Origin of the sequence: Desulfobulbus sp., from assembly GCF_031547805.1 — a bacterium.
Classification (GTDB): domain Bacteria; phylum Desulfobacterota; class Desulfobulbia; order Desulfobulbales; family Desulfobulbaceae; genus Desulfobulbus.
Genome location: NZ_JAVBRQ010000039.1, coordinates 1 through 26,783, shown reverse-complemented (window position 1 = coordinate 26,783; position 26,783 = coordinate 1). Strand labels below are relative to the sequence as shown.

Genomic DNA, 26,783 nt, shown 5'->3' with positions numbered 1-26,783 from the left:
GTTGGCGCATTCATGGTTCAATCGATTTCGCAAATTGATACCACGATACGAGAAGACGGACCTCTCGTACATTGCACTCAACACCTTGGCGGCCGCTATGATTGTCTTGAACAAAATCATGGCTATTTATAGATAAGCACTAAAAGGCAAACAGCTTCGAAGACCCACTCTTCCAAAGATTCCAAGTAAAGCCGCGTCATTCAAAACCACCGATTATCTCTTACCAGAACGCATTGTTGTAAAAAATGAAGCCCATTACAGATGTAGACTTTTCCAGCGGTGACCAACCGTCAGGTTTGCATCAAATACAATGGGTTGAACGTATCGACACCTTTCGCTTCCAGGTAAATATTGTTTCAGCTTTGCCTTGAAATGCCCCCTGTTTTCCTTCTCAACTCTCCCCAAAACCATGTCACGCTGCAGGTGCGATGTCATCACCCCTGAAAAAAGAAGAGAGACCGATTCGAACGGTCGCCTTTTCTATTCTCACCAGGGAGATGATCATCCATGCAGTCCATCATTCTATCTTTAGCCAGCCGGTACGCCCTTTCCACCACCGAAGTCATCCAGGAAATTGAATCTGCCTTTGCTCGCCAGCTTTCCCAGTGGTACCGACAGGAGGTCATGGTTTTTCTTCGAAAAGGAATGCGCCTGGAGGTTGTTGCCTACGGCAAAAGGAACGGGCTTCCTGTTCAACACATTCTCGATCTTCCTGCCGTCTTCTCCCGCAATCAATTCAAGACCATTCTGGAAAACCATCTGGCCACGGCCGCAGTCATTAAGCAGGTCCGCCTGCTCAAAGGGTTTGAGCGGCGCCTGCTCTGGGGCGAGGTCGTCCGTAACAGTGCCGGCGACGATATCCTGGTTGAAATCGAGAGCATCCCCGACGAACCGATTATTGCTGTTTGTCCATTCAACCGGATCGGCCTGCATGAACGACATGCCGGCCGGTTGCAGCCTGGCCAACTCCGAGCCTTTCATCTGCGTCGGGTTGATCCGGTGCTGGTGAACGGCACCCCTCGCACCAAAGTCGTCCTTGACCGAGTCTCGAAGACTCTGACCGAGAATCTGCTTCGCCATCATCTGGGTGATGCGGCTCATCGGTTTCACTTCCGCTGTCTGACACGCTACGTCGGTCACAAGAGCATTGTCCTGACCACAAGAAGGTTGCCGCGCGAGGTGATCGTCGCCGTGGATCGGGAACTCCAGGAACGGATCGAGGTCCGGATCGTCAAGGCACTACCATGAAGTCACCAGAATCGACGGAACCAAAAATCCCCTGGACCCATATTGGACAAGGCGTGCATCTTGATCATCCCCAGACGGTCATGAACCTGGGCATTCCTGACAGCCATCGCAAGGGCCATTTCTGGTGTTTTGGCACCACCCGGGTTGGTAAGACCCGGATCATGGAGCACATCATCGAGCAGGATATCTGCAAGGGGTATTCGGTGGTTGCCATCGATCCCAAGGGAGATATCGATTTGTTCTCCAAAATTACCCAACTGGCCCACGAGACCGACCGGCTCGACGACCTGATGCTGATCACCCCGATCTTCCCCCAGTACAGTGCCATCCTTGATCCACTGTCCTCTTACTACATGCCCGAAGAACTGGTGGCCCATATTACCGCCGGGGTGGCCATCGGCCGTGAACCCTATTTCTTCGGGGTGGCCTACGAGGTCAGCCTGGTGGTGGTCCAGGCTCTGATCATGCTGGCTGAGCAGGCCGGAACAAAGCCCTCGTTCAACCTCAACGACATCAAGAACCACATCAGCCATCAGGATCTGGAGCAGCTCAAGGAGAAGATCGACTACATCGACAGCCCGGAGGCCAAGCAGCTCTCCCTGGATATCCAGAAAATTTTGTCTACGCCGGCGGACTACTACTCCAAGGTGGCCAGTTCGTTGCGGGTGGCGCTCACCGAGCTGACCTCGGGCAATGTCGGCAAGATCATCGGTAAGGCTGATGAAAACCGCTTCATCCAACGGCTGGAAGAAGGCAAGGGTATCATTCTGGTGGTGCAATTGGGCTCACTGTTGACCAAGCGGGCCGCCTATACCGCCGGCAAGGTGATCATCTCCATGATTCAGGCCTTTGTCGGGAGAGTCTATTCCTCAGGGAGAAATGTAACCCCGTCGCTGGTGCTTCATATCGACGAGGCCCAGTCGGTCCTCTATCAGGGCATCGAAGACCTCTTTGCCAAAGCCGGCGGGGCTGGGGTGTTCATCCATGGCTACTGCCAATCGATCAGTCAGTTGTATGCCGAGGTGGGCGAGGATCGGGCAAACACCATCCTCGACAACTGCAACACCAAGCTGTTCATGCGGGTGCCGGATCCCAGCACCGCCAATCACGTCTCCGAGCACTTGGGGGAAGAGAAACGGTTTTCTCCCATCATCTCCCTGGGCGGCAACGTGGCCATCCGCGAGACCGAGGAGGTGCGGATCAAGCCGAGCGAGATCCTCAAGATGAAACCCCGCGAACTCTTTCTCATCACCTACTCCGGCACCTACAAGGGGGTGACCGCCACGGTCGAGGAGGGCCGGCTCAAGGTGGTCTTTCCGGATCTGGCCGGAGAGACGATCATCAAAACACAAACCAAGATCGGCTGATGCTGGGCACCTGGCCGACGATCATCCTGGGGGTGGCTCTGGTGTTGGTGAGCCTTGCCGGCATCCTGGTGCTGCGGAGTGAGGAGCAGGATGCCTCCTCGTTCCTGGAGCAGATGACACTGAGCGCGCTCTCACAGCGGTGGGTGCGGCCCAAGTTATCCACCCGGATAGAAGGGGTGAAGCATATCTCGGAGCTGGCTCATCTCTGGAGGAACGAGCAGGTGATTGCCGAGGGCATCGAGAAGTTTGAGCTGGTGCATCCACGCGCCCGCTCCTTTGCCAGCCAGTTGCGGACCTGGTCTTTTTTCAACCAGGCACCCGGGCAACGGGCTGTCTGTTTGGAGATTCTTCGCCTGCTCGACCGTGAAGGGCAGTGCCCTTCGGTGGTCGATGTCCAGGGCGATGTGGAAGCCGCCTGGGAGCAGAACACCTACCGTATTCTGGCCAAGACCACCCTGCTTGATCATAGCCTCAACGTGGCCCAACAGGTGGTCAAACTGCTCTCCGACCATCAGGCCTGGCATGTGATCCCGGATACCATGGTGGCGGCTCTTGCCCATGACCTGGGTAAACTCAAATCAGCGCGGGGTTCGCTCTATGCCCTGGGCGAACATCCCCTGGCCGCCGGCGCCATCATCTCTGGCATCCCCGGGTTCAAGGAACTCTCCCGCAAGGAGGACATCCTCCGGGCCATTAAGATGCACCACAAGATGCCCGAGGGTCTGCTGGGAAAGACCCTCAAAAAAGCCGATCAACAGGCTCGGCAGCAGGAGCTTGAGCGTTGGGTGGGCGTGGAGGCAGCCGAGGAAATCAAGGAGTCGCACGAAGAGGCAGCGCCAGAAAAGCCACCACAACCGTCATCCCGGGAAGCCATGCAACGGGTGCAGGCGGACATATACGGGGAAACCATCAATCCTTCGCCAAGCCGGGAAGAGATCGCACCGCCCCAGCGGATGGACATCTCCAGTTGGTTCGATGCCGCAGGCTACCTGGCCATGCTCAAGCCCTACATCAACCGGGTTGAGGGTCGCCGCTTTCTGGCCTTCTCCATGGCCGATGGCCTGGTCTATTTCCAAGTCAAGGTTCTGGAAGAGGTGGCCCGCAAGCAGGCTCAAGAATACGGCTGTATGGAGATCGCCACCATGGCCCAGGATGATCCCAGCATGCGCCAGGTGCTGTTCAGTGTTGTTCAGCATCTTCGTAAAGAGCATGAGGTGATTGCCAGCCATTTGATCAAGGCCAGCTATTTCGGCGGCTACTTCCTGGTGACCTGGAAGCTCTGCAAGGAGATGCGGGGATACTATACCCCCTTCCATGCCGAAGCCTTTGGTTCCATCGCCGAGATGGAACGGGCCAAGCCGGATCTACTCCGCGACATCCTCAGTGTTAGTCCCTATACCGGCAGTGACCAGGTGAGCTGATGGCCAAAGAACGGGAAGCCAAAGGGGCAAATGATACCAATGCCCAGATAATCACCACCGATAGCGGCCGGGTCTACAAGCCGGTCAACCTGCTCAGTGCCATCTCCGAGATCCAGCAGTTCTATGTGATCGAGAGCAAGGGCCAGAACATTCCGGCCGAGTTCCTCACCCTGGAGCGGACCATCGATTTTTTCAAGATCGGTTTGAAGAGCGGCTTCAACGAAGGCGTCGCTCTGGTGCTGCTCTTTCCGGTGTTCCACTTCTATCTCTTTCCTTTTGTCTTGCTCCAACTCGACTGGTTCAGCCATCTGCTGTTCGGCTGCATCCCCTATCTGCCCCTGATCATCAACACGCTGATGTGCAGCTACATCAGCCGCTACTTTGTCGGCAACATCACCCGCAAGGCGGTCAATTCCCTGCTCTCCGGTCGGGCACTTTCCCTGCTGCTCAAGGCCTTTCTGGTCTATGTCATCTATCTGGTGCTCTTCCGTTTGAGCACCCCGGAGAACATCGGCCGGTTGGCCAGCCAGTTCGGGGTAAAAGCCCATGACATTTACCACGGCTTCTTTGCCATCAAGCCGCATCTGGTGCCGCTGGCCACCAAGAGCAGCCTGCTCATGGTGCTAGCGGCGGTGTTTCCTTACGGATCTGTCTACCTGCTTGACTGCTGGCATCGCCACCGGATCAAGCGCAACATACAACGTATTTCTGCCTAACCGGCAACGGAGGTTCAACCATGGAACGCGAAGAAAAAAAACAACGTCCCTCTTGGCAGGAGATTGAGGAGAGGAAAATCAATCTGGTGAAGGAAAAAGGTTCCCGGGTCATGCGGGTCAACTCGCCGATAGGCTCCACCATGTTCAGCATCCTGCGGCAATTTGACATGGCCTATGCCAATTTCAAGGGCCGGCTGGGTGAGATGGGCGGCATCACCTATGAAGAAGGGGTTGCCTTAATGAAGGAGGGACAAGAGATTGTGATGGCCTTTTCTGATTTCACCGCACGACTCAGCCGGAAGGTCAATTTCCGCTACTATGCCCCCAATGAAATCAAAGACTATCTGGAATTGCTCAAAGCCCAGGAGAAGAACGAAGAGGCTCCGCGTGACGCAGAGGGTGCGGTTTCGACCGATGCATGACCCACCAAGGCAATTGCACCTTGCCTTGGTGGGCAAGGTCTGCTATCTCGCAAGGCATGAAACGGTTTTTCAGGTCCCCCCCTACATGGAGCAATCATGAACAAAACCGAGTTGATCGATAAGGTTGCTAAAGAAAGCGCCTTGAATAAATCAGCCGCTGAGCAGGTGGTGAACAGCGTCTTTTCAGCCATCGCAGAGGCGATGAAGACCGGCGACAAGGTTACTCTGGCCGGATTTGGCACCTTCTCCACTGCTGACCGAGCCGCCCGTGAAGGACGAAATCCGCAATCGGGAGAAACGATCACCATCCCCGCCAAGAAGGTAGTGAAGTTCAAGGCGGGGAGCAAGTTGACAGAGACTGTCAAATAACTCGCAACCGCTTCAAGATCAGTTCATTCGAGCCCTAACGAGTTAATCCGATCAACAGCCTTCAGCTTGTGGTCATTAAGTAAATGCGTGTAACGGTGAACCATTTGCAGGGTTTTATGGCCCAGTATTTCGGCTAGTGTCCGGAGATCAACGCCTGCCATAAGGAGGTGACTGGCTGCAGTGTGGCGAAGGTCGTGAAGATGGAGATCTTCAAGGCCGGCCTTCATTCTTGCAGTCATGAATGATCTCTTGAAATGAAGGCAAGGGACATCCACGAGTTGTTTGGATTCTCCACTATTCGGTGGCAGGAAAACGTGCATTCCGTTAGTCGCATCAACCGGCCGAATGGAACGCAGGATGTTTTCAGTCACTTCTGTGAGGGGAACATATCGCATATCGGTTTTTGTAACCTGAAGTTTGACGAGTCGATTTTCCAGATCAATATCGCCCCATTTCATGCCAGCAGCTTCGCTTGGCCGCATCCCGGTATGCATCATGACAAGGAGATAAGGATACAACTTTGGATTTTTGCTCGTCTTCGCCGCATCCAACAATCGTTGCGCCTCCTCCTTGGTAAGAAACCGAGTCCGATTATTCCGGATCTTTGGCCTCGTGATGTGAGGAATTGGATTATCAACAGGGAAACCCCACTCACGACGAGCGACATTGAAGAGGTGGGAAATCAAAGCGAATTCTTTTTGAATCGTCGACGCTGCAACCTTTTTCATCCGGTAATCACGGTATGCAGCAACCTTTTGAGGACTAATTTCGACCAAGGAGATCTCGGGACCAAAATAATCCACGATTATTTTTGAAGACTGCCTGTCCCGGTTTTCAGAATTGGGTCGTTTCGTTACCGAAATTTGCTCAAGATATCTGTTAAGGGCTTCAACAAATGTTATTTTTTCGATGGGTCGGATATCTTGATACCGCCCCATGCGCATTTCTTTTTCAATTTCGGTTGCCCAGCTTTTTGCCTCCCCTTTCGTGTCGAACGTCCTTGCCAAGGGAGGATACCCTTTAACACGAACCGTCGCTGTATAGGTGGTTCGCTTTTTGCCTTTGCGGGTCTGAATTCGGGCCATATTCATACCTCCCAGCCTGATCTGGCCGATTTTTTTGTTCCACTTTTTGTTCCATTGTTATCGCAATTAAAACAAAAAGAAAGCAGAAAAAATCAACCGCAAATGGAACAAATCGCAAAAACAAAAGGGGTAACCAGTTGAATATACCGGTTAACCCCTTGATTTTTATGGTGCTCCAGGCAGGATTCGAACCTGCGGCACCAGGATTAGGAATCCTGTGCTCTATCCACCTGAGCTACTGGAGCTTTGCAAGATGTGTGAAGGAAGGAGGGAGGCGGCGATCGATGCGGCCGAGCCCATCCTCGGCCGGAGAAAATACCCGTTCCGCCGCGGCCGCGCAAGCAATTCCTCCCGGCTCAATCAGGCCGACTGGCCGTCGGGCAGCACATTGCCGCCATCGAAGGCGGCGCCGTCGTAGCCGAAGCGGACAATGCAGTTGCGGCCGATTTTCGCGCCGGCGGGAATTATCGCCTCTTGCCCCACCAGGGAGATGCCGGTGTAAAGATGCTTGGGATATTCCTTGTTGGCCAGGGTCATGTTTTCGCCATGGCCGACCACCGCCCCGGCGCCGACCCGCACCCGTTTATCGAGAATCGCCAGGTCCACCACCGCGTTCTCCTCGATCTCGCTGTCGGAAAAGACCACCGCGTTGGACACCACCGCTCCTTTCCGCACCCTCACGCCGGGTGACAGCACCGAATTGATCACGGTGCCTTCGATCACGCATCCCGAGGCAATCAATGACGAGGCCACCTTGCAGCCGCTCTGGAACCTGACCGGCGGCCGGTCGATGGAGCGGCTGGTACATTCGGGATTGGGCCGGATCTCCCATTCCTCCGGCTCGATGCCGGAATTCTCGCGGATGATGTCCATATTGGTTTCCCAATAGGACTGGATGGTGCCCACGTCCCGCCAGTACCCGTAGAAGGGGTAGGCATATACCCGGTCCTCGTTGATGGCCCGCGGGATGATGTGCATGCCGAAATCCACCTCGGTGCGGTTTTGCGCCAGGGTGCGCAGCAGGTACTTGGTGTCGAAGATGTAGATACCCATGGAGGCGAGATTGGTCTTCGGCACCTTGGGTTTTTCTTCCCAACCGATAATCCGGTTCTCGTTGTCGATGATGCCGGCGCCGAACTGGTGGATCTCGCTCTTGGGCACCACCATCATGCCGATGGTGATATCCGCCTTCTTATACTGGTGGTAGGAAAGCATGGCGGCGAAGTCCATCCGGTAGATATGGTCGCCGGAAAGCACCACCACCTGCTCGCTGGGATTGGCCAGGATGAAATCGATATTCTGGCGGATGGCATCCGCCGTGCCCTTGTACCAGTCGGAATCCTTTTCGCCGGTCCGGGGCGGCAGGATCTTGATGCCACGGGTCCGGCCGGTGAAATCCCAAGCCGCGCCGTCGCCGATGTGGGCCATCAGGGAAAGCGGCTTGTACTGCGTCAGCACGCCCACCCGGGTCAGGCCGGAATTCATGACGTTGGACAGGCTGAAATCGATGATCCGATAAATCCCGCCAAACGGCACCGCCGGTTTGGCCCGGTGCCCGACCAAAAGATTCAACCGGCTGCCAATGCCGCCAGCCAGCAGAAGCACCAAGGCATCGCCGCTTTCTCTCATTGCAGTTCCTCCCCGTCTTCCAGCTTGGTCTTTGGCCATTTTTCCGGTGCGATCCGGGGCGCCACCCGGCATCCGCAGCCGATGTGCAGGCCCTCCGGCACCGTGTTGTTCCACCCGATCACGCTCACCCTGCTCGGCTTCTCGCACACCGGCGCGCCCACTCGGACGTTGCGGCCAAAGACCGTGTTGACGTCGCTGACCACCCGGTTGAGCCGCACTCCTTCCTGGACGGTGTTGTCGAAGAACAGGATGGAATCGTTGATCTCCGCCCCAGGCATGACCCGCACGCCCGGAAACAGGATGGAATTGCGCACCGAGCCCTCGACGATGCAGCCGTTGTAGGCCATGGAGTTGTCCAGGCTGCCGTTCGGGCCGATCTTTACCGGCTGCCGGTCGGCGATACTGCGGTGCGCCAGGTTGGTGCGAATCCCCCACGCCTCGAGGTCGATCTTGGGATTCGGCCCCAAAAGATCCATCGAGGTCTGCCAGTATTCGTCGATGGTGCGGGTGTAGCCCCAGTATCCCCGGAACTTGTACCCATGTACATTGTATTTTTCGCGCATCATCAAGGGAATGATGTCGCGGCCGAATTCGTAGGAGGCATCGTGCTGGTTCTTTTTCAGCACCTCGAACAACACCTCGGGCCGGAAGCAGAAAACCGTGAGCGAGGCCCAGCGGCCCTTGGGTTGGGCCGGTTTTTCCTCGTAGGAGAGCATCCGGCCGCCGTGTTCGAAGTCGTCGGCGATTTCCGCCACGCCAAACCGCGAGGCCGCCTCGGGCTCCACCTTGATGAAGGCCGCGGTCAGGTCGGCGTCGTGCTCGTAGTGATAGCGGATCATCCGGCGATAATCCATCTGATAGACATGATCGCCCGACAGGATGAGAATCACCGACGGCCCGTAGTAATTGATGTAGTCGAGATTCTGATAGACCGCGTCGGCCGATCCCCGGTACCAGTGGGGATTGTCGTAATCCTTGAACGGCGGCAGGATGGAGATGCCGCGGTTCCGGCCGATCATGTCCCAGGCCGCCCCGGTGCCGATGTGATTGATCAGGGAATAGGAGCGGTACTGGCTGAGGATGGCGATCCGTTCGATGCCGGAATGGAGCAGATTGGAGAGGGGGAAATCGATGACTCGGGCAAACCCGCCGAAAGGAATGGCGGATTTCGGTCGATAGTGTGTCAACACTCCCAGTTCGTCGACACGTCCGCCTGCCAAGATCATCGCCAAGGTCGAAGGTCTTTGCATAGAACACCGTCCAAAGGAGAAAGGCGCACGTTGTGCGGCGATACGGTCCTACCCGCCAGCGCCCAGCAAAAAACTGAACTGTTTCGCATAATATGCCCAACTCCGGACAAGGTGCAAGCAATATCTCGCGTGGTCCCGGAAAAGGGGCTGTCGGGCGGCGGCCGGAGGATGGCGCGGGGAGATTTACTTGACGTGCAGGGTGACCAGGCGGATCAGGGTCTTGGTGGTGAACTCCTGGTTCTCGCGCAGCGGCAGGTTCTTGAGGGGCGATTCGGCCCGGGCCGCCTCGCGATGGCCGCCCGCGGGGCCAAATCGGCCGAAGGTGGCCTTGGCCAGCTTGCCGGCGTTTTTCCGGTAGCCGTCGCAGCGGAATATCACCACCAGCTTCTCGCCGTGGATCCCGGAGACGATCACCCAGTCGAACCCTTCGACCCGGTTGAAGAAATCGGCGATGATCACCAGGATGTCGGGGGTGCCGACCTTGCCCAGGTGGACGTAGGCCCGGTGGTTGCTCGCCTTGACCTCGTTGAGGGCGGTACGGAAATAGCGGAGTTCGGAGCGGCGCAGTTCGGTCAACTCGAACTTGCGCACCAGGTTGAGGTTGGCGATGTTGAACAGATAGCGGAAACAGATGCCGTCGGCCACCTGCATGTTCTGCTTCTGAAAATTTTGGGTATCGACCTTGATGCCGTAGAACAGGGCCGTGGCCAGGGAAACCGAGGGTTTGATCCCGGCGGCGCGGAGATATTCCACCATCATCGAGGAAACGGCGCCGTATTCCGGGCGGATATCGATGAAGGCCGCGTCCCAGCCGGTGGTGACCGGATGATGGTCGATCACCGCGTTGAAGGTCATTTTTTCGAAACAGGCCAAATGGTTGGGCTGGGAATCGAGCAGGATCTTCTTGCTGTAGTCCTTGGTCGACAGGGTATGGAGTCGTTCGATGGGGATTTTCAGCCGCTCCACCATGGTCAGGTTGTTCAACCGCCTGATTTCGTTGGGGTAACCGATAGTGACGCCTTGCACCCGATAGCTGAGCAGCCGTTTGAGCGCCATGGCCGAGGCGATGGCGTCGGGATCGGCGTTGATGATGATCAACACCGTGTCGTTGCGTTCAAAAAGAGCCCAGAGTCCGTTAAGCCGGGCGATGGCCGAGTTCTTGCTGGCGCTTCTGGTTATATTGTTGTCCGCAATTTTTTCGAGTCGTTTCTGCATAGACAAGGATCAATAAGTAAACTTTGCCGTCTCGAAGCGAACACCGCGCACAGGCTTTAATTCGGCGAAAGCGGCACCCCGGCCGACGCCCGCCCCTGCGGCACGGGTGCGTCGTGGCGCGGCCCGACATGGGGAATGAGGGCATCGGGTACAAACTGCTGCAACGTATCTTGTCTCAGCGAACAAAAAAGCGAAAAATACGAAGTTCGCAACTTACACAGTGACACCGAGAAGTGCAAGCGCCGTCTTTCCGGAAGGCGAAGCGGACCGCCGGCTGGCGCCGTTCCGCGTATCCCTTGACGGAAACGGGACGAGAGGGTACTACAGAGCTGGCAGCGCCGGCCCGTGCGCACCCGGTTTCCGGGGGCGGCGCCGGTCCGTTTTCCGGGCGCCCTTGACGATCCTCCACCGACGACCGTTGCATGATCCTGCTCCACCGCTACATCCTGGCCCATTTCTTCCGCAACCTCGCCCTGATTCTGGCCAGCTTCATCAGCATCTATCTGCTGATCGATTTCTTTGAAAAAATCGACGATTTCGTCGAAAAAGGCAAATCCTTCGCCCTGATCGCCAAGTTCTTTCTGCTCAACATCCCCTTCATCGTCGACATGATGAGTCCGGTCTGCATCCTACTGGCCGGGGTCGTCACCCTCGGCATGCTCAACCACAGCAACGAACTGATCGCGCTGAAGGCCTGCGGCATCCCGCTACGAAAAATCGTCCGTCCGATCATTGCCGCCGCCCTGGCCTGCATCGTCCTGTTCCTGGCCATGGCGCAAATGGTTCTGCCCACCACGGTCAGCACCACCAACTCCATCTGGAACCGCGAAGTCAAGGGCAGGACCTTCTCGGGCATCTACCGCAACGGCCGCTATTACTATCGCGGGCAGGACGGCTTTTACTCCTTTGCCCGGCCCGACCCCCAAAAGAACGTGTTCGCGAATTTCTCGTACACCACCTGGAATTCGGCCTACCAGGCCCAAACCCTGATCACCGCCGACAAAGCCGTCTGGAACCAGGGTATGTGGACACTGTATGACGGCCAGGCCCAAAAGGCCAGCGGCAACGAGCGATTCGCCACCGAAGTCTTCCCGGAACAGCGTTTCGCATTCCCCGAACAGCCCGATGCGTTTTTCGTCCCGCCCTATCGCTCCATGGAACTCTCGCTCACCGAACTGTACCGGGAAACCAAGCACAGCCGCTCCGACGAGGCCCGCAGCAAGGCCTGGGCCGAATTCTACGGCCGGATTTCCTACACCTTCCTCGGCCTGCCCCTGCTGCTGCTCGGGTTGCCCTTGCTGCTGCTGGTCTACCGCAAATGGGGCCGGGACCTCTCGTTGGCCATCCCGGTGAGCTGCGGCATGGCCTTTGTCTGCTGGGGCCTGTACACCACCCTCCAATCCCTGGCCAAGGCCAGCTATCTCCCGCCCTTGTTGGCGGCGGTCTCGGTGCATCTGCTGGTCAGCGGCCTGGGACTGTATCTCCTGATGCGCGAGGATACTTGATGCCCCGACGGATCGGCATTGTCGGCGTGCCGCCCCTGGCGGTGATCGAGTCCATCAACCGCGCGGGCGACGCGATTGTCGATCTCGACGAGCTGCAGGTGCGGGCGCCCATCGACCAGACGGCATCCCGCATCCCCCGCGCCTACTGCGCCATCCTCCGTACCGTGGTGCTCAACTGCCTCCATCTGCGGCTGGATGAGGTCTACATCGACGTCGGACCGGGCAAGTGCGACTGCGCGCTCCACGTGGCCGAAGTGATTGCCGACATGCTGCCGGTGCCGGTCATCCGCACCCGCAACCAGGACACCCGCGCCTTCGGCCATCCGCTGTGCACCGGCAAGTTGCCGCTGATGGAAAAATTTCTCCGCATCACCAAAGGGGTGCAATCGGCCGTGCCCTACCCGCCCATGGCCTCCTGCCGCCCCACCTGCGGCTTTTGGGGGGTGCCGCCCAGGGATTTTTCCCTGCTGACCCCCTTTCCCGACACCACCCATGTCTTCGGCTGGACGAGGTGCATGGAAAACAAAACCCCCGCCGACCTCGAGCTGGAGCGGCATTTCGACCCCGCCATCCCCACTGTTTTCTTCTCGCAGTCCTTCTGCGCCAAATCGGTCCTGGCCAAGCATCTGGCGGCCAAGCACCCCCGCGCCATTGCCGTGGATTGCGACGTCACCGCCGGCAGTTCCACCCGCGCCAAGATCGAGGCCTTCCTCGAACTCTCCGGCATCCGGACCGACCAGCGAGGCGAGGCCTGATGCTCCTGGCGGATTTCGGCACCACCTACTGCAAAATCCTGGATACGCGCAGCGACAGCAGCCCGCGCATTGTCGCCACCCGCGACCTGGACCGTTCCTTCCGGGCCGACCTGGCCACCGGCCACAACGCCGCCCGCAGGAGCCTGCGCAGCATCAACGAGCTGACCGCCCTGGCCAGGGGCGGCCTCCGCCTGGTCGACCGGCCGCATTTCGTCCTCCTCGACTGCGGCAGCCGCGACATCAAGTTCGTCCGCATCGAGAACGGCCGCGTAACCGACATGGGCTGGAACGCCGAATGCGGCGCCTCCATGGGGTTCACCATCGAGCTGCTCTCCACCTACTACCAGCTCGACTACGCCACCATCCCCGCCCCGGCAACCGGTTTTTCCGTCACCTGCGGCGTGCTCGGCATGAGCCACATCTTCGATGCCGTGGTCTCCGGCATCGAAGAGGCCGAGGCGGTGGCCCGGTTCGTGCGCGGCATCGCCCTCAATGCCCACCGCTTCGCCCACGAGCCGGACGAGCTGTTTCTTTCCGGCGGCCTCTGCGCCAATCCGCTGTTTGTCGCCAGCTTTCCCTGCCGCGTCCATCCCCTGGGCCGCTTCGTCTTGCTGGAGGGCTTGCTGGCGACCCTGGACCAGGAATAGCCACGCGCATCCCCCGAAAACAGCAAAGCCGGGCATCGCATGGCGACACCCGGCTTTCCTTGATCGATCGAAAAAAGACAAAGCCAACGGCTTCTACTTCTCTTTCTTTTTCTTCTTATCCTTCTTTTTTTTCTTCTTGTCCTTGTCTTTCTTGTCTTTCTTCTTCTTTTCCTTATCCTTGTCTTTCAGCGGACAATCGGAACATCGCTTGCCTTTCTTCTTGTATCCCTCGCAGCACTTGTCCTTTTTCTTGTCTTTTCCCATGGTTCGTCTCCTGTCACCATTGGCCAAGGATTCGGATCGTTCGGTTCCCGGTCGGTCACCCCTTTGTCACACCCACAATGTATGACCGACCGCCGCAACTGCAAAGGCAATTATTCCTTTTTACCCTTTTCCTTCTCTTTTTCCTTGGCCGCCGGCTGCACGTCCAGCAACTCGACCTGGAACACCAGCATGGAGCCGGGCTCGATGACCGGAGGGGCGCCACGATCGCCATAGGCGAGATCCGGCGGGATGTACAATTCGGCGGTGGTGCCGGTGTTCAGCAGCGGCAGCGCTTCCTGCCAGCCGGCGATGACCTGGTTGACCTGGAAGACGGCCGGCTCGTTGCGTTTGTAGGAGCTGTCGAATTCCTTGCCATCCAGCAGGGTGCCCTTGTAGTGGACCTTGACGGTATCGGCAGGGGTCGGCTTGGCGCCCTCGCCTTTCTTGAGGATCTTGTACTGCAGGCCCGACTTGGTTTCGACCACGCCTTCCTTGGTTTTGTTAGCCTTGAGGAACTCCTCGGCGGCCTTGCGGTTCTTCTGGACCATGGCCACGGTCTTCTGAACCTGCTTATCCTGCTGCCGCTTGGCGAATTCCTGCTGAATGGCGGCCGCGGCCTCGGGGGTCAGCAGCGGCTTATTGCCGTTGTAACCGTCATTGATCCCTTGCTGCAACACGCCCAGATCGAATTTTTCCTCCAGGCCCTTGAAGTATTCGCCAAGATCCAACCCCATGGCATAACTCAATTTCTGCTCATCGGTCTTCAACTCGGCGGGTTGAGCCTGATCGGCGGCAAAGGCCGGCCGCACCATGAGCAGCAGGGCCAGCAGCCCGGACACACACCATTTCATACTAATCTCCTTTTCAATGATTGAGGGCTAACGGTATTCACAGTCGGCAGGGTGGGTTTGACCGGCTAGGAGCACCAGGATGGGGCGGCGACGTTGCGGCGGACGCCCTGTTGCGCATGCGGTTGAAGCTAATCATTCTTTTCAAGCCGGTGTCCACTTTTTTTTGTGATTCAGCGGATTTTCTACAATTTTCTTTTATCGATGACCCGCTTGGCCTTGCCTTCGGACCGCTCCAGGGTCTTCTCCTCGACCAGCTTCACCTCGACCCCGACCCCGACTTCCGAGGCCAGCCGGCTCTTGATCCGCTCGACCACTTCCCGCTGCTTCTTCATCTGGTCGAAAAAGATGGATTCCATCACTTCCACCAGCACCGTGATCTTGTCGGCATGGTTCTCCCGCTCGACCACGATCTGGTAATGCGGCTCGGTGCCCTCGACCTCGAACAGCACCTTCTCGATCTGGACGGGGAACACGTTGACGCCCTTGATGATCAGCATGTCGTCGGATCGGCCCATCACCCGCTGCATCCGTTTCATGGTGCGGCCGCACGGGCAGGGCTCGGGAATGAACCGGGTCAGGTCCCTGGTCCGGTAACGGACGATGGGAAAGGCTTCCTTGGTCAGGGTGGTGATCACCAGCTCGCCGATTTCGCCCTCGGGCACCGGCTCCAGGGTCACGGGATCGAGCACCTCGAGCAGAAAATGGTCCTCGTTGATGTGCAGGCCGTTGCAGTGCTGGCACTCACCGGAAACGCCGGGCCCCATGACCTCGGACAGGCCGTAGTTGTCGGTGGCGAGGATGCCCAGCTTCTGGTGGATTTCCTGGCGCATGGCCTCGGACCAGGGTTCGCCGCCGAACAGGCCGAAACGCAGGGACAGGCCGTTGGGGTTGATCCCCATCTCCATCATGGTGTCGGCCAGGATCAGGGAATAGGAAGGCGTACAGACCAGGGCGGTGGTCTTGAAATCCTGCATGATCTGGATCTGGCGCTTGGTGTTGCCAGCTGAAATGGGGATGACCGAGGTCCCGATCAGCTCGGCGCCGTAGTGGAGGCCGAAACCGCCGGTGAACAGGCCGTAGCCGAAGGCGATCTGGATGACGTCGTTCTTGGTGACGCCGGCGGCGGTGATCACCCGGGCCACCAGGTTCGACCAGGTCTTGATGTCGTTGCGGGTGTAGCCGACCACCGTGGCCTGGCCCGAGGTGCCGGAAGACGAATGCACCCGGACTATGTCGCGCAGGGGCACGGCGAACAGGCCGTAGGGATAGTTGTCGCGCAGGTCCTGCTTTTCGGTGAACGGCAGTCGCCGGAGATCGTCCAGGGACCGGATGTCGTCGTAGTTGAACTTGAGCTGATCGAATTTCTTCTTGTAGAAGGGAACATGGGTTCCCACCCGATACAGCGTGGACTGCAGCCGCTCCAGTTGGAGCTGCTCCAGATCCTCCCTGGCCATGCATTCTCGTTCCGGTTCCCAATACATTGGTCTGTGTTTTATCCTCGGTTCGTCTGACAGGATGGCGGCACCCTGCAATTACGCTATTTTTTCCCGCCCCAGGTAGGCCCGCTGCACATCGGCGTTGGCCAGCAGGTCGGCGGCAGGCCCCTGGAGGATGACCTTGCCCACTTCAAGCACATAGCCGCGGTCGGCGATTCCCAGGGCTGCCTTGGCGTTCTGCTCGATCAGCAGCACGGTGTTGCCCTGGGCGCGCAGCCGGCAGATGATCTCGAAGATGTCGCGGACGATGAGCGGTGCCAGCCCGGTGGAGGGCTCGTCCATCATCACCAGTTTCGGCCGCGACATCAGGGCCCGGCCCATGGCCAGCATCTGCTGCTCGCCTCCGGACAGTGTCCCGGCCAGCTGTTGCCGCCGCTCGCGCAGGATGGGAAACAGCTCGTACTGGCGTTCCAGTTCCTTGAGCACCTCGGCCCGACCCTGCTCCTTTTGCAGGATGAAGCCGCCCAACAGCAGGTTTTCCTCCACCGACATCGGGGCAAAGACCTGGCGGCCCTCCGGCACCAGCGCGCAACCCGAGGCCACGATCCGCTCCACGGCCGTGCTGCCGGTGGCCTGGCCGAGAAACCTCACCTCGCCGCGCATCGGCCGGATCAACCCGACAATGGTGTGCAGCAAGGTGGTCTTGCCGGCCCCGTTGGCGCCGATCATGGCCACAATCTCTCCCGGCTTGACATGGAGCGAGATGTTCTTCAGCACCCGGAGCTTGCCGTAGCCGGCGTCGAGATTGCGAATCTTCAGCATGGCACCCACCGTGGGAAACAGGGGGGAAGGCACCGGTTGTCAGTCCGCATCGTCCTCTCCCAGGTAGATTTTGATGACCTCGGCGTTCTGCTGGATCTTGGCCGGGGTATCCTCGGCCAGCTTGGCGCCGAAACTCAAGACCACGATCTCATCGGAAATGTCCATCACCAGCGACATGTCGTGCTCGACCAACAGCACGGTGATGCCCATGTCCCGGATGGTGGCGATCAGCCGGGCCACCTCGGCGGTCTCGTAAATATTCAGCCCGGCCGCCGGCTCGTCCAGCAGAAGCAGCTTCGGTTCGGCGGCCAGAGCCCGGGCCATTTCCACCGCCCGCTGCTGGCCGAATGCGAGGCTGGTGGCCTCAACCTCAGCCAGGTCGGCGATCTGGAGGAAATCGAGCAACTCCATGGCCCGCGCCCGGATGGCCCGCTCCTCCCGCCAGCTCTGGGGCAGGTTAAACAGGCCTGCGAAAAAGCCGCTACGGCTTTGCACGTGCCGGCCGACCATGACACATTCCAGGGCGGTCATGCCGTGGAACAGCTTGATGTTCTGGAAGGTGCGCGCCATGCCCAGCCGGGCGATCTGATGCGTTTTCTTCCCCTGAATCTCCTGGCCCCGGAAGGTGATGGTGCCGGCGGATACCGGCAGGTTGCCGGCGATCAGGTTGAACAAGGTGGTCTTGCCGGCGCCGTTGGGTCCGATCACCGCCTTGATGCTGCCCGGAGCCACCGCAAAGTCGATGTCGTTGACCGCATGCAGGCCACCGAACCGCTTGTGCACGCCGCGCAGGGCCAGCAAGGGTTCGCTGCCGCCGTTCGCGGACCGTCCGTTGCCGCCGCTCATGCCCGCCCTCCCGGAACCAGCCGACGGGTCAGTTCCTTCAGCCGCAGGCTCAGGATGCCCTGCGGGGCGAACAGCATGACCGCAATCAGGATCAGCCCGAAGACCATATCGTCATGGGCGCCGAACACACCGCGCAGAGAAAGGAAGGTCAGCCCTACCCCCATGATCAGGGTGCCCCAGAGATTGGTCATGCCGCCGACCGCGACCAGGGCCACATAGCGCACTGATTTCATCACCGAGGCCTCGCTCGGGCCGATGCCGCCGTTGAAATGGGTGAGCAGCACCCCGGCCACGGCAGCGTAAACCGCGCTCAAGACAAAAACCTGAAGCTTGCAGCCGGCGGTGGCGATGCCCGAGGCCTCGGCCGCCTCTTCGGAGCTGTGCAGCGAGCGCAGGGCCCGGCCGACCCGCGAGCCGATCAGGTTGAGCAACAGGGCCATCCCCAGGATGAGGGTGCCCCAGGCCACGTAGAAATTAAGCACCCGATGATCGGCGCCGCCGCCCACCACCACCGGGCCGAAGCCGGCCAGATCGGGCAGGAGGACAAAGGCGGGCACCTCGGCGATGCCGTCCGCTTCGCCGAAATAGGGCGAGGCCAGCAGCAGCCGGTAGACGATGGTGCCGAAGCCCAGGGTAGCCATGGCCAGATAGTGGCCCTTGAGCTTGAGCACCGGCACCCCGATGATCAGGGCCACCAGGGCCGCAGCGGCCACCGCCAACCCGCAGGCCGCCCAGGGCGTCACCGTCAGCAGGGCCTCGCCGTAGATGTCCTGGCCGCTGGCCAGCAGCCCGAGACTGTCGAGAATCCGCACCGGGGGCGCGTCTTGGAACGGCAGCAGATTGCGGGTGGTCAGGGCCGCGGCCAGGTAGCCGCCGATGGCGAAAAAGCCGGCATGGCCGATGGAAATCTGGCCGGCATAGCCCATGAGCACCCCGAGCCCAATCACCACCAGGCCGTAGTAGGCGGCCATGGTGAGCTGGGTCAGGTAGAACTGGGTCCCGGTGGCCACGGTGAGCAGGTGCAGGCCCACGGTCGCGAGGCAAAGGCCCGCCAGGGAGAGATTCTTCCGGATGCGCATCAGAAATCCTTCAGGCGGGCCGCCTCGCTTGAGCCGAAGATCCCGTGCGGCTTGACAAAGAGGATCAGCAGCAGGATGGCGATGGCGATGGCGTCCTGGAAGGCGAGCGGCACCACCGTCACCGAGAAGGCCTCGATAATCCCCAGCAGGACGCCGGCCGCCACCGCGGCCAGGGAATTGCCCAGGCCGCCCAGGATGGCGACGGTGAAGCCCTTGATCGCCAGCGAGGCGCCGGAATCGTACTGGGTATAGGTGATGGGCGACATCACGCAGCCGGCCAGGGCGCCGATGCCGGCGCTGAGCATGAACGACAGGGTCACCATGTTGCGGGTGTTGATGCCGCAGAGCAGGGCCGCGGTGCGGTTGGCCGCGCAGGCCCGCATCTCCCGGCCGATAGGCGTCGATTTGAAGAACAGGCTCAGGCCGGCCATCATCACCGCGCAGGCGGCGATCACCCACACCACCTGCGGCGAGATGTGCACGCTGCCCAGGTTGAAGGTGGTGATTTCGTTGCCGTAAAAATAGGGCAGGCTGCGGATCGATTCGCCCCAGATGTGCAGGGCCGATTCTCGCAGAAGGATGGAGATGCCGATGGTGATGATGATCATCCGCAGCACCGAGGGGCTTTCCAGCCAACGGATGAACAGGATCTCGATCACCGCGCCGATGCCCATGGTGATCAGCACCGCCGCCGCGATAGCATAGCCCAGCGGCATGAATTCCATCAGGGAAATGGCGATCATTCCGCCCAGCATCACGAACTCGCCCTGGGCAAAGTTGATGATGCCCGTGGTGTTGTAGATGATGTTGAAGCCGATGGCGACGATGGCGTAGATCGCGCCGTAAGTGAGGCCGGCAAAGAGGTATTGGAAAAAAAGATCAAGACTCATGCGGAATGCGAATTAAAAGGCCGGCGGGCCCCGATCGAGGTCCGCCGGCATCAATCTTACTTGCCACGGTGAAAAGGCGAACCGGCTCTCCCCGGCCGGTCTCATGGCAAAGAAATCGGCCTGCCACCGGGGCGTTCGGGCAGCGACGGCCGATGCGCCGGGATGCGGCTGCCCGTCGTCTTCCCCGCCCCTAGCCCATCGGCCGATCCGCCCGGCCGGCCACGGCAAAACGCCGCCCGCTTACAGGGAGCAGATCTGCTCCCCGCTTAGGAGGACGAAACCGTTCGCCTGCAAGACCGAGATGGCCTGGTCCATTTCGTCGAAGCGGAAGATCAGCACCGCGTCGGCGCCGCTCTTGTTGACAAAGGCGTACATGTACTCGACGTTGAGGCCGGCCTCGTTGACCACCTTGAGCACGCTGGCCAGGCCGCCCGACCGGTCCGGCACCTCGACCGCCACCACGTTGGTCTTGCCGACGGTGAAGCCGCCGGCGCGCAAGCTTTCCTTGGCCAGGTCCACCTTGTCGACAATCAGGCGCAAAATGCCGAAATCGGCGGTGTCGGCCACGGACAGCGCCCGGATGTTGATCTCGTTTTCCGCCAGGATACGGGTAATCTCAGCCAGGCGGCCCGATTTGTTCTCGAGAAAAACCGCGATCTGCTCAACACGCATACGATCCTCCTGTGGTTAGAGTTTGCGACGGTCGGTGACCCGCTGGGCCTTGCCTTCGGAGCGCTGGATGGAGCGCGGCTCCACCAGTTTCACCTTGCAGGTGACTCCGAGCATGTCCTTGATTTCGACCTGGATTTTCCTGGTCAGCTTTTCCAGCACCTTGATCTCGTCGGAAAAGATGTTCTCGCTCACCTCGACCAGCACCGACATCACGTCGAGGTTGCCGTCGCGGGTGACCTCGAGTTGGTAATGGGGCTCGACCCCGTCGATGCCCATCAGCACATGCTCGACCTGGGACGGGAACACGTTCACCCCGCGGATGATCAGCATGTCGTCGGTCCGGCCCGTGACCTTGTCCATCCGGATCAGGCTGCGGCCGCAGGCGCAGGGTTCGAGGAACAGCCGGGAGATGTCCTTGGTCCGGTAGCGGATCAGCGGGAAGGCCTCCTTGGTCAGGGTGGTGAAGACCAACTCGCCGACCTCGCCGTAGGGCAGGGGTTCCAGGGTTTCCGGATCGACGATCTCCGGCAGGAAGTTGTCTTCCAGGATGTGCATGCCGTGCTCGGAATGGATGCACTCCATGGCCACGCCGGGGCCGATGATCTCGGACAGGCCGTAGATGTCCACCGCCCTGATGCCCAGCTTGCGCTCCACCTCCTCACGCATGTTCTCGCTCCAGGGTTCGGCGCCGTGGATGCCGACCCGCAGCTTGAGGTCCCCGGAAGTAACGCCGGCATCGGCCATGGCGTCGGCCAGGTTGAGGGCGTAGGACGGGGTGGACAGGAGCACGGTGGAGCCGAAGTCGCGCATGATGGTGACCTGCCGCCGGGAGTTGCCGCCCGACACCGGGATGACCGTGGCGCCCAGGGCCTCGATGCCGTAATGGGCGCCGAGGCCGCCGGTGAACAGGCCGTAGCCGTAGGACACGTGCACCATGTCGCCCGGCCGGGCGCCGCCGGCGCGGATCGAGCGCGCCACCGCGGTGGCCCAGGTGTCGATGTCCTTTATCGTGTAGCCGACCACCGTCGGCTTGCCGGTCGTGCCGGACGAGGCATGGATGCGGGCGATCTTGTCCATCGGCACCGCGAACATGCCGAAAGGATAGTTGTCGCGCAGATCGTACTTGCTGGTGAAGGGGAACTTCGCCAGATCGGCGAGCGTTTTCAGGTCGTTCGGATGCACGCCCTTTTCGTCGAACTTCTTGCGGTAGTGCGGAACGTTGTCGTAAGCGTGGCGCACGCTCCACTTCATGCGTTCGAGTTGCAGCGCGCGCAGTTCGTCGATGCTCGCCTTCTCGATCGGCTCCAGCTTGGCCGGAGCGTAGGTGTTCAAGGGCATGTTGTCTCCTCGTTTTTTTCTCTTTGGATGGGCGCGTGGGCGCCGCGTCTATAACTCGACCACCGGCCGTCCCTTGAGCCGGTAGGATTTCCCGCGCATTACCGCGATCAATTCGCCTTTCTGGTTGGTCACCGTGATGTCGTACACGCCGGTGCGTCCGGCGGCGAATACCTCCGTGGCGGAGGCGGTCAGCACGTCGCCCGGGCGTCCCGGCGCCATGAAATCGACGGCGACGCCGGAAGCCACGGTCTGCTCGTTGCCGCTGTTGCATGCGTAGGCGAAGGCGGTATCGGCCAGTGTGGTGATGAAACCGCCGTGGCAGATGTTGAAGCCGTTGAGCATGTCGTCACGTATCCGCATGCTCATCGCCGAGCGTCCCGGGCCGACGGAAACGAAACTCATCTCCAGGCTGCGCGCGGCCCGGTCGCGCTCGAACATGCCGTCGCGTACCCGCTCGGCCAGCGTTTGCGGATCGAGACCGCAGGTCACATCCCGGTATTGCGCCTCACTCATGAAAAGCTCCTCCGACAAGACTTTTTCTCTGGATCAGGGGCGAAATGCGGTAACGCTCCTCGCCGTAATGCACGCGTAGATTCGCCAGCACGGTGGCGACGAAGCCGATGCCAAGTTCGTCCGCCCAGGCCAGCGGCCCTTTCGGATAGTTCGTGCCGAAGTGCATCGCGGTATCGACGTCCGCCGCTGTGGCGATACCCGCCAGTACCGCGTCGGCCCCTTCGTTGGCGAGCATCGCCACGGTGCGCAGCACCGCCATGCCGGCTACGTCGTCGATGCGGCTCACGGCCATGCCGGCCCGTTGCAGCGTACCGGTGACCGACCCCCACGCGCCGCGCCCGCAATCGTCGGCGCGGGCCAGGACGAGCCGTGTGGCGGTGGCGTAATCGAGGCACAGATCGAACAGCACGAGGTTGGAAACGCCATCCTCCGCTGCGCGCCGGTAGGCGGCACGTCCGTCGGACAACGCGAGCCGGGCCTCGCCGATTTCGATCCAGCCGCGCCCCGCGCCCGCCGTCACGCCGCGCCCTGCGGTGCGCCGCACGTCGATGCCGGCGCTTTCCAGGCGCTGGATGAGCGGGGCTGCAATGCCAAGATCGCCGACGACGGTAACGGTGCTTTCGCCCGGCTGCGCCTCCTCGGTGTGCGGCGCGGGCATTGCCGCGCCTTTGGCGTAATCGTAGAAGCCGCGCCCGCTCTTGCGCCCGAGCCGGCCGGCGGCGACCAGCTCGCCCTGGATCAGGCTCGGGGTATAGCGGCGGTCGCCGAAGGTGGCGTCGAATACCGAACGGGTGACGGCAAAATTGACGTCGTGGCCGATCAGGTCCATCAACTCGAACGGGCCCATCGGAAAACCGCCACAGTCGCGCAGCGCGGCGTCTATCGTGGCCGGCCTGGCGGCGCACTCGCCAAGCAGGCGCAGCGCCTCGCCGTAGAACGGCCGGGCGACGCGATTGACGATGAAGCCTGGCGTGGAGCGGGCGCGTACGGGTACCTTGCCCCACGCCTTGGCGGTGTTGTACAGCGTATCGGCAATGTCGGCGGAGGTCGCCAGGCCGCTGACGATTTCCACCAGCTTCATGCGCGGCGCGGGATTGAAGAAATGCAGCCCGGCCAGCCGCTCGGGCCGGTCGAGCGCCGCGCCCATCGCGGTGATGGACAGTGACGACGTGTTGCTGGCGAGAATTGCATCGGCCGGCAGCAGCGCCTCGAGCTGTTTGAACAGCGTTTGCTTGACGTCGATGTTTTCGACGATGGCCTCGATGGCCAGCCCGGCATCGGCTGCGCCGGCCAGATCGGTAAGCGGCCGGAGGCGGTCGAGTACAGTCTGGCGTCCGGCGTCGTCCAGCTTGCCTTTTTCCACCGCACGGGCCAGATCGGCGGCGATGCCGGCAATGCCGCGCTCGATGGCGTCGGTGCGTGTGTCGTACAGATATACCGGATGCCCCGCCTGTGCCGCGACCTGGGCGATACCCGCGCCCATCGCACCGGCACCGATCACCAGGATTTTCGTTTGTGCATTCAATGCGTTCATGTTCATTTTTTGCTCGTCTCCCGTTTATTGGCCGCTCTATTTACTACTTATTTGCCAATAAAGCGTGGGGTGCGCTTTTCCATGAAAGCGGCCACGCCCTCGCGATAGTCGGCCGAGTGGCCGCAGGCGCGCATGATGTCGCGCTCGAGGTCGAGTTGAGTGCCGAAATCGTTGGTCGAACTGGCCCAGATCGCTTTTTTCGTCTGCGCATAGCCGAAAGTGGGGCCGGCGGCGAGTTGGGCGGCGATTTGCTGCACCGTGGGCAGCAGCGCGTCGTCGTCGACGCACTTCCAGATCAGCCCCCAGTTTTCCGCCTGCTCGGCGGAAAGCTTGTCACCGAGCAGCGACAGGCCCAGCGCCCGTGCCGGGCCGAGCAGGCGCGGCAGGATCCAGGTGCCGCCGGTATCGGGGATCAGGCCGAGCTTGCAAAAGACCTGGATGAAGCTCGCCGAGCGGGCGGCGAAGACGAGATCGCACGCGAGCGCGATGTTGGCCCCGGCGCCGGCCGCCACGCCATTGACGGCGGCGATCACCGGCAGGTCGAGCGCGCGCAGCGTCATCACCAGCGGTTTGTAGTTCTTTTCCACCGAAGCGCCCAGATCGGGCGCCTCGTCACCGGCGGCCACGTTGCGGTCGGAAAGGTCTTGCCCGGCACAGAAGCCGCGGCCGGCGCCGGTAATCACCAGCACGCGCACCGAACCGTCCGTGCGTCCGGCCTGCACCGCCGCCAGCGCGGCGCGCATTTCCCGGTGCATATCGTCGTTGAAACTGTTCAGTCGGTCGGGACGGTTCAGCGTCAGCGTTGCCACGCCGTCCACGACGTTCAAAACGATGGCCTCACCGAAGTTGGCGACTTCGCCGTTCATATGTCTCGCTCCTTGTGTTTTGCCGCGCTCGGGCGCAGTCTGTGGGCTTTTGCGGGTCGACGAACAGGGCTTGGAGTGCTGTTTGACCGACCGGTCAATCAATAGTAATCTTGATTTAAATCAAAAAACAAGCCCCTTTTTTGCATTGTTCTTTTTCCGTCCGCCAAATTCAAACAACACGGGCGGCTCGCAAAACAAATCAGGCAAAGGGTTCGCCCGCTTGCCCAATTGGAGGAGACATCCATGACGCATCCGCTGTACGAAAAACATCAAGCCACGCTCGACGCCGCCGTTGCCGCCATTCGCGGCCGGGGGTACTGGACGCCCTATCCCGAAATGCCCAGCCCCAGGATCTACGGCGAAACCGCCGTGGACGACGGTAAGAAAGCGTTCGAAAATCATCTGGGCAAGGATTTCGCGCTTACCCAACCCGGGCAGAGCGGCTGGACCGCGCCGGAGCGTTCGCCCTACGGCATCGAACTGAACGTGCGCTACCCCGTATGCGAGCCGGAAGCGCTGGTGATGGCGGCGCAGCAGGCGATGGAAGGCTGGCGCCAGATCGGCGCCGCCGGTCGCGTCGGCGTCTGCCTGGAAATTCTCGACCGCCTGAACAAACGCAGCTTCGAAATCGCCCATGCGGTGATGATGACCACCGGCCAGGGCTGGATGATGGCCTTCCAGGCCGGCGGCCCGCACGCACAGGATCGCGGGCTGGAAGCGGTGGCCTACGCCTGGGACGAGATGAGCCGCGTACCCGCCGAAACCGTGTGGGAAAAACCGCAGGGCAAGAACCCGCCGCTGAAGATGCGCAAGCACTACGAAATCGTCGGGCGCGGCATCGCGCTCGTCGTCGGCTGCGGCACCTTCCCCACCTGGAACACCTACCCCGGCCTGTTCGCCGCACTCGCCACCGGCAATCCGGTCATCGTCAAACCGCACGGCAACGCCATCCTGCCGGCGGCGATCACGGTCAGGATCGCCCGCGAGGTACTGGCCGAGCAGGGGCTGGACGCCAACCTGGTCAGCCTCGCCGTGGTGGAAAAGCGCACCGACACCCAGGCGCTCGCCACCCATCCGGCGGTGAAGTCCATCGACTTCACCGGCGGCAACGTGTTCGGCCAGTGGCTGATCGACAATGCCAGGCAGGCTCAGGTCTATGCCGAACTGGCCGGCGTGAACAACGTGGTGATCGAGTCCACCGGCAACTACAAGGCGATGCTGCGCAACCTCGCGTTCACGCTCAGCCTGTATTCCGGCCAGATGTGCACCACCACGCAGGCCATCCTGGTGCCGGCCGGCGGCATCGACACCGACCAGGGCCACAAGAGTTTCGACGACGTGGCCGCCGATCTGGGCGCGGCGATCGACAAATTCCTTTCCGACACCAACACCGCCGCTGCCGTGCTTGGCGCAATCCAGTCCGACGACACGCTGCGCCGCATTGCCGAAGCCGGCGAGTACGGCAGCGTGGTACTGGCGTCGAAAAAGATCGACCACCCCGATTTTCCCAAGGCCGAGGTGCGTACCCCGGTGCTGCTCACGTGCGAAGCGAGCGCGGAAAAAAGCTATATGGAAGAGCGCTTCGGCCCGATCTCCTTTGTCGTCCGCGTCGCCGATGCCGCCACCGCGGTCATGCTGTCCGAGCGCATCGTCCGCCAGCACGGCGCGCTTACCGTCGGCGTGTATTCGACCAAGCCGGAAATCATCGACGCGATGACCAACGCCACGCTGCGCGCAGGTGTCGCGCTGTCGATCAACCTCGACGGCGGCGTATTCGTCAACCAGTCGGCAGCGTTTTCCGATTATCACGGCGTTGGCATGAACCCCGCCGCCAACGCCAGCTACTCGGATTCCGCCTTCGTCGCCAACCGCTTCCGCGTGGTCCAGCGCCGTTACCACGTCGAATAACGCCACAAGCGGCAAATTCGCCGGATACCAACGATAAAAGCAGCCCCCGCCGGCGGCGCCCGCAGGCCAACCGGGCCCCCCCCCCGCGCGATGACAAAATCAACGGCCCCCCGCCCCCGCACACGCAGAGAACCG

The 26,783-nt window shown here is 60.6% G+C and carries 26 protein-coding genes and 1 tRNA gene; 10 read left to right on the top strand and 17 right to left on the bottom strand.

The features are described 5' to 3' along the window. Positions 1–507 precede the first annotated feature (507 nt). The 6 genes from RMR13_RS13610 (at position 508) to RMR13_RS13585 (ending at position 5,543) form a co-directional block, all read left to right on the top strand. A complete protein-coding gene (locus RMR13_RS13610; protein WP_310601172.1) occupies positions 508–1,248 on the top strand; it encodes a hypothetical protein in 741 nt (246 codons plus the stop codon). Further along, on the top strand, positions 1,245–2,615 hold the full coding sequence (locus RMR13_RS13605; RefSeq protein WP_310601171.1) for a TraM recognition domain-containing protein: 1,371 nt from the start codon (positions 1,245–1,247) through the stop codon (positions 2,613–2,615). The genes RMR13_RS13610 and RMR13_RS13605 overlap by 4 nt, the downstream gene beginning before the upstream one ends. Continuing rightward, the gene (locus RMR13_RS13600) at positions 2,615–4,036 is read left to right on the top strand and encodes an HD domain-containing protein (RefSeq protein WP_310601170.1); all 1,422 of its coding nucleotides are present in this window, start codon (positions 2,615–2,617) and stop codon (positions 4,034–4,036) included. Before RMR13_RS13605 ends, RMR13_RS13600 begins: the two co-directional genes overlap by 1 nt. Further along, positions 4,036–4,752, top strand: a complete 717-nt coding sequence (locus RMR13_RS13595) for a hypothetical protein (protein ID WP_310601169.1) — start codon at positions 4,036–4,038, stop codon at positions 4,750–4,752. The genes RMR13_RS13600 and RMR13_RS13595 overlap by 1 nt, the downstream gene beginning before the upstream one ends. Before the next feature lie 20 nt (positions 4,753–4,772). Next, positions 4,773–5,174, top strand: a complete 402-nt coding sequence (locus RMR13_RS13590; protein ID WP_310601168.1) for a recombinase — start codon at positions 4,773–4,775, stop codon at positions 5,172–5,174. Between the two features lie 96 nt (positions 5,175–5,270). Then, a complete protein-coding gene (locus RMR13_RS13585; RefSeq protein ID WP_310601167.1) occupies positions 5,271–5,543 on the top strand; it encodes an HU family DNA-binding protein in 273 nt (90 codons plus the stop codon). Positions 5,544–5,566: 23 nt separating this feature from the next. Here the strand turns inward: RMR13_RS13585 and RMR13_RS13580 are convergent, their stop codons facing one another. The 5 genes from RMR13_RS13580 to RMR13_RS13560 form a co-directional block, all read right to left on the bottom strand. Beyond that, positions 5,567–6,628: a site-specific integrase gene (locus tag RMR13_RS13580; RefSeq protein ID WP_310601166.1), complete on the bottom strand. Its 1,062-nt coding sequence runs from the start codon at positions 6,626–6,628 to the stop codon at positions 5,567–5,569. Positions 6,629–6,796: 168 nt separating this feature from the next. Beyond that, positions 6,797–6,873: transfer RNA gene (locus RMR13_RS13575), tRNA-Arg, on the bottom strand. A gap of 115 nt (positions 6,874–6,988) precedes the next feature. Next, the gene (locus RMR13_RS13570) at positions 6,989–8,257 is read right to left on the bottom strand and encodes a sugar phosphate nucleotidyltransferase (RefSeq protein ID WP_310601165.1); all 1,269 of its coding nucleotides are present in this window, start codon (positions 8,255–8,257) and stop codon (positions 6,989–6,991) included. Continuing rightward, on the bottom strand, positions 8,254–9,507 hold the full coding sequence (locus RMR13_RS13565) for a sugar phosphate nucleotidyltransferase (RefSeq protein WP_310601164.1): 1,254 nt from the start codon (positions 9,505–9,507) through the stop codon (positions 8,254–8,256). The genes RMR13_RS13570 and RMR13_RS13565 overlap by 4 nt, the downstream gene beginning before the upstream one ends. 183 nt (positions 9,508–9,690) lie before the next feature. After that, a complete protein-coding gene (locus RMR13_RS13560) occupies positions 9,691–10,722 on the bottom strand; it encodes a DHH family phosphoesterase (protein WP_310601163.1) in 1,032 nt (343 codons plus the stop codon). A 422-nt stretch (positions 10,723–11,144) separates the two neighbouring features. Between RMR13_RS13560 and RMR13_RS13555 the strand changes: the two genes are divergently transcribed. The 3 genes from RMR13_RS13555 to RMR13_RS13545 are packed head-to-tail and all read left to right on the top strand — an operon-like array spanning position 11,145 to position 13,629. Beyond that, positions 11,145–12,227: an LptF/LptG family permease gene (locus RMR13_RS13555; RefSeq protein ID WP_310601162.1), complete on the top strand. Its 1,083-nt coding sequence runs from the start codon at positions 11,145–11,147 to the stop codon at positions 12,225–12,227. After that, positions 12,227–12,982, top strand: a complete 756-nt coding sequence (locus tag RMR13_RS13550; RefSeq protein WP_310601161.1) for a hypothetical protein — start codon at positions 12,227–12,229, stop codon at positions 12,980–12,982. Before RMR13_RS13555 ends, RMR13_RS13550 begins: the two co-directional genes overlap by 1 nt. Beyond that, entirely contained in the window at positions 12,982–13,629 is a 648-nt protein-coding gene (locus tag RMR13_RS13545; protein WP_310601160.1) for an ATPase, read from the top strand. The genes RMR13_RS13550 and RMR13_RS13545 overlap by 1 nt, the downstream gene beginning before the upstream one ends. 93 nt (positions 13,630–13,722) lie before the next feature. On the opposite strand, the gene RMR13_RS13540 is transcribed toward RMR13_RS13545, so the two are convergent. From RMR13_RS13540 to paaG, 12 genes are all read right to left on the bottom strand, one after another. Next, positions 13,723–13,893, bottom strand: a complete 171-nt coding sequence (locus tag RMR13_RS13540; RefSeq protein ID WP_310601159.1) for a hypothetical protein — start codon at positions 13,891–13,893, stop codon at positions 13,723–13,725. Positions 13,894–14,003: 110 nt separating this feature from the next. Beyond that, a complete protein-coding gene (locus RMR13_RS13535; RefSeq protein ID WP_310601158.1) occupies positions 14,004–14,744 on the bottom strand; it encodes an FKBP-type peptidyl-prolyl cis-trans isomerase in 741 nt (246 codons plus the stop codon). A 182-nt stretch (positions 14,745–14,926) separates the two neighbouring features. After that, complete coding sequence (locus RMR13_RS13530; RefSeq protein ID WP_310601157.1) at positions 14,927–16,225, bottom strand: phenylacetate--CoA ligase; 1,299 nt, start codon at positions 16,223–16,225, stop codon at positions 14,927–14,929. Positions 16,226–16,276: 51 nt separating this feature from the next. After that, positions 16,277–17,002, bottom strand: coding sequence for an ABC transporter ATP-binding protein (locus RMR13_RS13525; protein ID WP_310601156.1), 726 nt, complete (start codon positions 17,000–17,002; stop codon positions 16,277–16,279). 39 nt (positions 17,003–17,041) lie between these two features. Continuing rightward, entirely contained in the window at positions 17,042–17,848 is an 807-nt protein-coding gene (locus tag RMR13_RS13520; RefSeq protein WP_310601155.1) for an ABC transporter ATP-binding protein, read from the bottom strand. Continuing rightward, positions 17,845–18,927 (bottom strand): branched-chain amino acid ABC transporter permease, encoded by a 1,083-nt coding sequence (locus RMR13_RS13515; protein WP_310601154.1) that lies wholly within the window; start codon positions 18,925–18,927, stop codon positions 17,845–17,847. The genes RMR13_RS13520 and RMR13_RS13515 overlap by 4 nt, the downstream gene beginning before the upstream one ends. Further along, the gene (locus tag RMR13_RS13510) at positions 18,927–19,817 is read right to left on the bottom strand and encodes a branched-chain amino acid ABC transporter permease (protein WP_310601153.1); all 891 of its coding nucleotides are present in this window, start codon (positions 19,815–19,817) and stop codon (positions 18,927–18,929) included. Before RMR13_RS13510 ends, RMR13_RS13515 begins: the two co-directional genes overlap by 1 nt. A gap of 240 nt (positions 19,818–20,057) precedes the next feature. Beyond that, positions 20,058–20,489, bottom strand: a complete 432-nt coding sequence (locus RMR13_RS13505) for an ACT domain-containing protein (RefSeq protein ID WP_310601152.1) — start codon at positions 20,487–20,489, stop codon at positions 20,058–20,060. A gap of 15 nt (positions 20,490–20,504) precedes the next feature. After that, positions 20,505–21,827 carry a phenylacetate--CoA ligase PaaK gene (gene paaK / locus RMR13_RS13500; RefSeq protein WP_310601151.1) on the bottom strand — a complete coding sequence of 441 codons (1,323 nt, stop codon included), beginning with the start codon at positions 21,825–21,827 and terminating at the stop codon, positions 20,505–20,507. Between the two features lie 48 nt (positions 21,828–21,875). Further along, entirely contained in the window at positions 21,876–22,340 is a 465-nt protein-coding gene (gene paaI / locus RMR13_RS13495) for a hydroxyphenylacetyl-CoA thioesterase PaaI (RefSeq protein ID WP_310601150.1), read from the bottom strand. Next, positions 22,333–23,874: a 3-hydroxyacyl-CoA dehydrogenase PaaH gene (gene paaH, locus RMR13_RS13490; protein WP_409070300.1), complete on the bottom strand. Its 1,542-nt coding sequence runs from the start codon at positions 23,872–23,874 to the stop codon at positions 22,333–22,335. Before paaH ends, paaI begins: the two co-directional genes overlap by 8 nt. A gap of 47 nt (positions 23,875–23,921) precedes the next feature. Further along, positions 23,922–24,740, bottom strand: a complete 819-nt coding sequence (gene paaG / locus RMR13_RS13485; RefSeq protein ID WP_310601148.1) for a 2-(1,2-epoxy-1,2-dihydrophenyl)acetyl-CoA isomerase PaaG — start codon at positions 24,738–24,740, stop codon at positions 23,922–23,924. A 243-nt stretch (positions 24,741–24,983) separates the two neighbouring features. Between paaG and paaN the strand changes: the two genes are divergently transcribed. Then, positions 24,984–26,648, top strand: coding sequence for a phenylacetic acid degradation protein PaaN (paaN, locus tag RMR13_RS13480; protein ID WP_310601147.1), 1,665 nt, complete (start codon positions 24,984–24,986; stop codon positions 26,646–26,648). The last annotated feature ends 135 nt before the right edge of the window (positions 26,649–26,783 follow it).

Bases quoted from the DNA above. Each gene is read 5' to 3' on its own strand.
- paaK (WP_310601151.1), bottom strand. From the start codon at position 21,827: ATGCCCTTGAACACCTACGCTCCGGCCAAGCTGGAGCCGATCGAGAAG.
- RMR13_RS13550 (WP_310601161.1), top strand. From the start codon at position 12,227: ATGCCCCGACGGATCGGCATTGTCGGCGTGCCGCCCCTGGCGGTGATC.
- RMR13_RS13535 (WP_310601158.1), bottom strand. From the start codon at position 14,744: ATGAAATGGTGTGTGTCCGGGCTGCTGGCCCTGCTGCTCATGGTGCGG.
- RMR13_RS13515 (WP_310601154.1), bottom strand. From the start codon at position 18,927: ATGCGCATCCGGAAGAATCTCTCCCTGGCGGGCCTTTGCCTCGCGACC.
- RMR13_RS13560 (WP_310601163.1), bottom strand. From the start codon at position 10,722: ATGCAGAAACGACTCGAAAAAATTGCGGACAACAATATAACCAGAAGC.
- RMR13_RS13590 (WP_310601168.1), top strand. From the start codon at position 4,773: ATGGAACGCGAAGAAAAAAAACAACGTCCCTCTTGGCAGGAGATTGAG.
- RMR13_RS13530 (WP_310601157.1), bottom strand. From the start codon at position 16,225: ATGTATTGGGAACCGGAACGAGAATGCATGGCCAGGGAGGATCTGGAG.
- paaH (WP_409070300.1), bottom strand. From the start codon at position 23,874: ATGAACGCATTGAATGCACAAACGAAAATCCTGGTGATCGGTGCCGGT.
- RMR13_RS13585 (WP_310601167.1), top strand. From the start codon at position 5,271: ATGAACAAAACCGAGTTGATCGATAAGGTTGCTAAAGAAAGCGCCTTG.
- RMR13_RS13510 (WP_310601153.1), bottom strand. From the start codon at position 19,817: ATGAGTCTTGATCTTTTTTTCCAATACCTCTTTGCCGGCCTCACTTAC.
- RMR13_RS13605 (WP_310601171.1), top strand. From the start codon at position 1,245: ATGAAGTCACCAGAATCGACGGAACCAAAAATCCCCTGGACCCATATT.
- RMR13_RS13595 (WP_310601169.1), top strand. From the start codon at position 4,036: ATGGCCAAAGAACGGGAAGCCAAAGGGGCAAATGATACCAATGCCCAG.
- paaN (WP_310601147.1), top strand. From the start codon at position 24,984: ATGACGCATCCGCTGTACGAAAAACATCAAGCCACGCTCGACGCCGCC.
- RMR13_RS13525 (WP_310601156.1), bottom strand. From the start codon at position 17,002: ATGCTGAAGATTCGCAATCTCGACGCCGGCTACGGCAAGCTCCGGGTG.
- RMR13_RS13540 (WP_310601159.1), bottom strand. From the start codon at position 13,893: ATGGGAAAAGACAAGAAAAAGGACAAGTGCTGCGAGGGATACAAGAAG.
- RMR13_RS13580 (WP_310601166.1), bottom strand. From the start codon at position 6,628: ATGGCCCGAATTCAGACCCGCAAAGGCAAAAAGCGAACCACCTATACA.
- RMR13_RS13570 (WP_310601165.1), bottom strand. From the start codon at position 8,257: ATGAGAGAAAGCGGCGATGCCTTGGTGCTTCTGCTGGCTGGCGGCATT.
- paaI (WP_310601150.1), bottom strand. From the start codon at position 22,340: ATGAGTGAGGCGCAATACCGGGATGTGACCTGCGGTCTCGATCCGCAA.
- RMR13_RS13565 (WP_310601164.1), bottom strand. From the start codon at position 9,507: ATGCAAAGACCTTCGACCTTGGCGATGATCTTGGCAGGCGGACGTGTC.
- RMR13_RS13520 (WP_310601155.1), bottom strand. From the start codon at position 17,848: ATGAGCGGCGGCAACGGACGGTCCGCGAACGGCGGCAGCGAACCCTTG.
- RMR13_RS13600 (WP_310601170.1), top strand. From the start codon at position 2,615: ATGCTGGGCACCTGGCCGACGATCATCCTGGGGGTGGCTCTGGTGTTG.
- paaG (WP_310601148.1), bottom strand. From the start codon at position 24,740: ATGAACGGCGAAGTCGCCAACTTCGGTGAGGCCATCGTTTTGAACGTC.
- RMR13_RS13610 (WP_310601172.1), top strand. From the start codon at position 508: ATGCAGTCCATCATTCTATCTTTAGCCAGCCGGTACGCCCTTTCCACC.
- RMR13_RS13555 (WP_310601162.1), top strand. From the start codon at position 11,145: ATGATCCTGCTCCACCGCTACATCCTGGCCCATTTCTTCCGCAACCTC.
- RMR13_RS13505 (WP_310601152.1), bottom strand. From the start codon at position 20,489: ATGCGTGTTGAGCAGATCGCGGTTTTTCTCGAGAACAAATCGGGCCGC.
- RMR13_RS13545 (WP_310601160.1), top strand. From the start codon at position 12,982: ATGCTCCTGGCGGATTTCGGCACCACCTACTGCAAAATCCTGGATACG.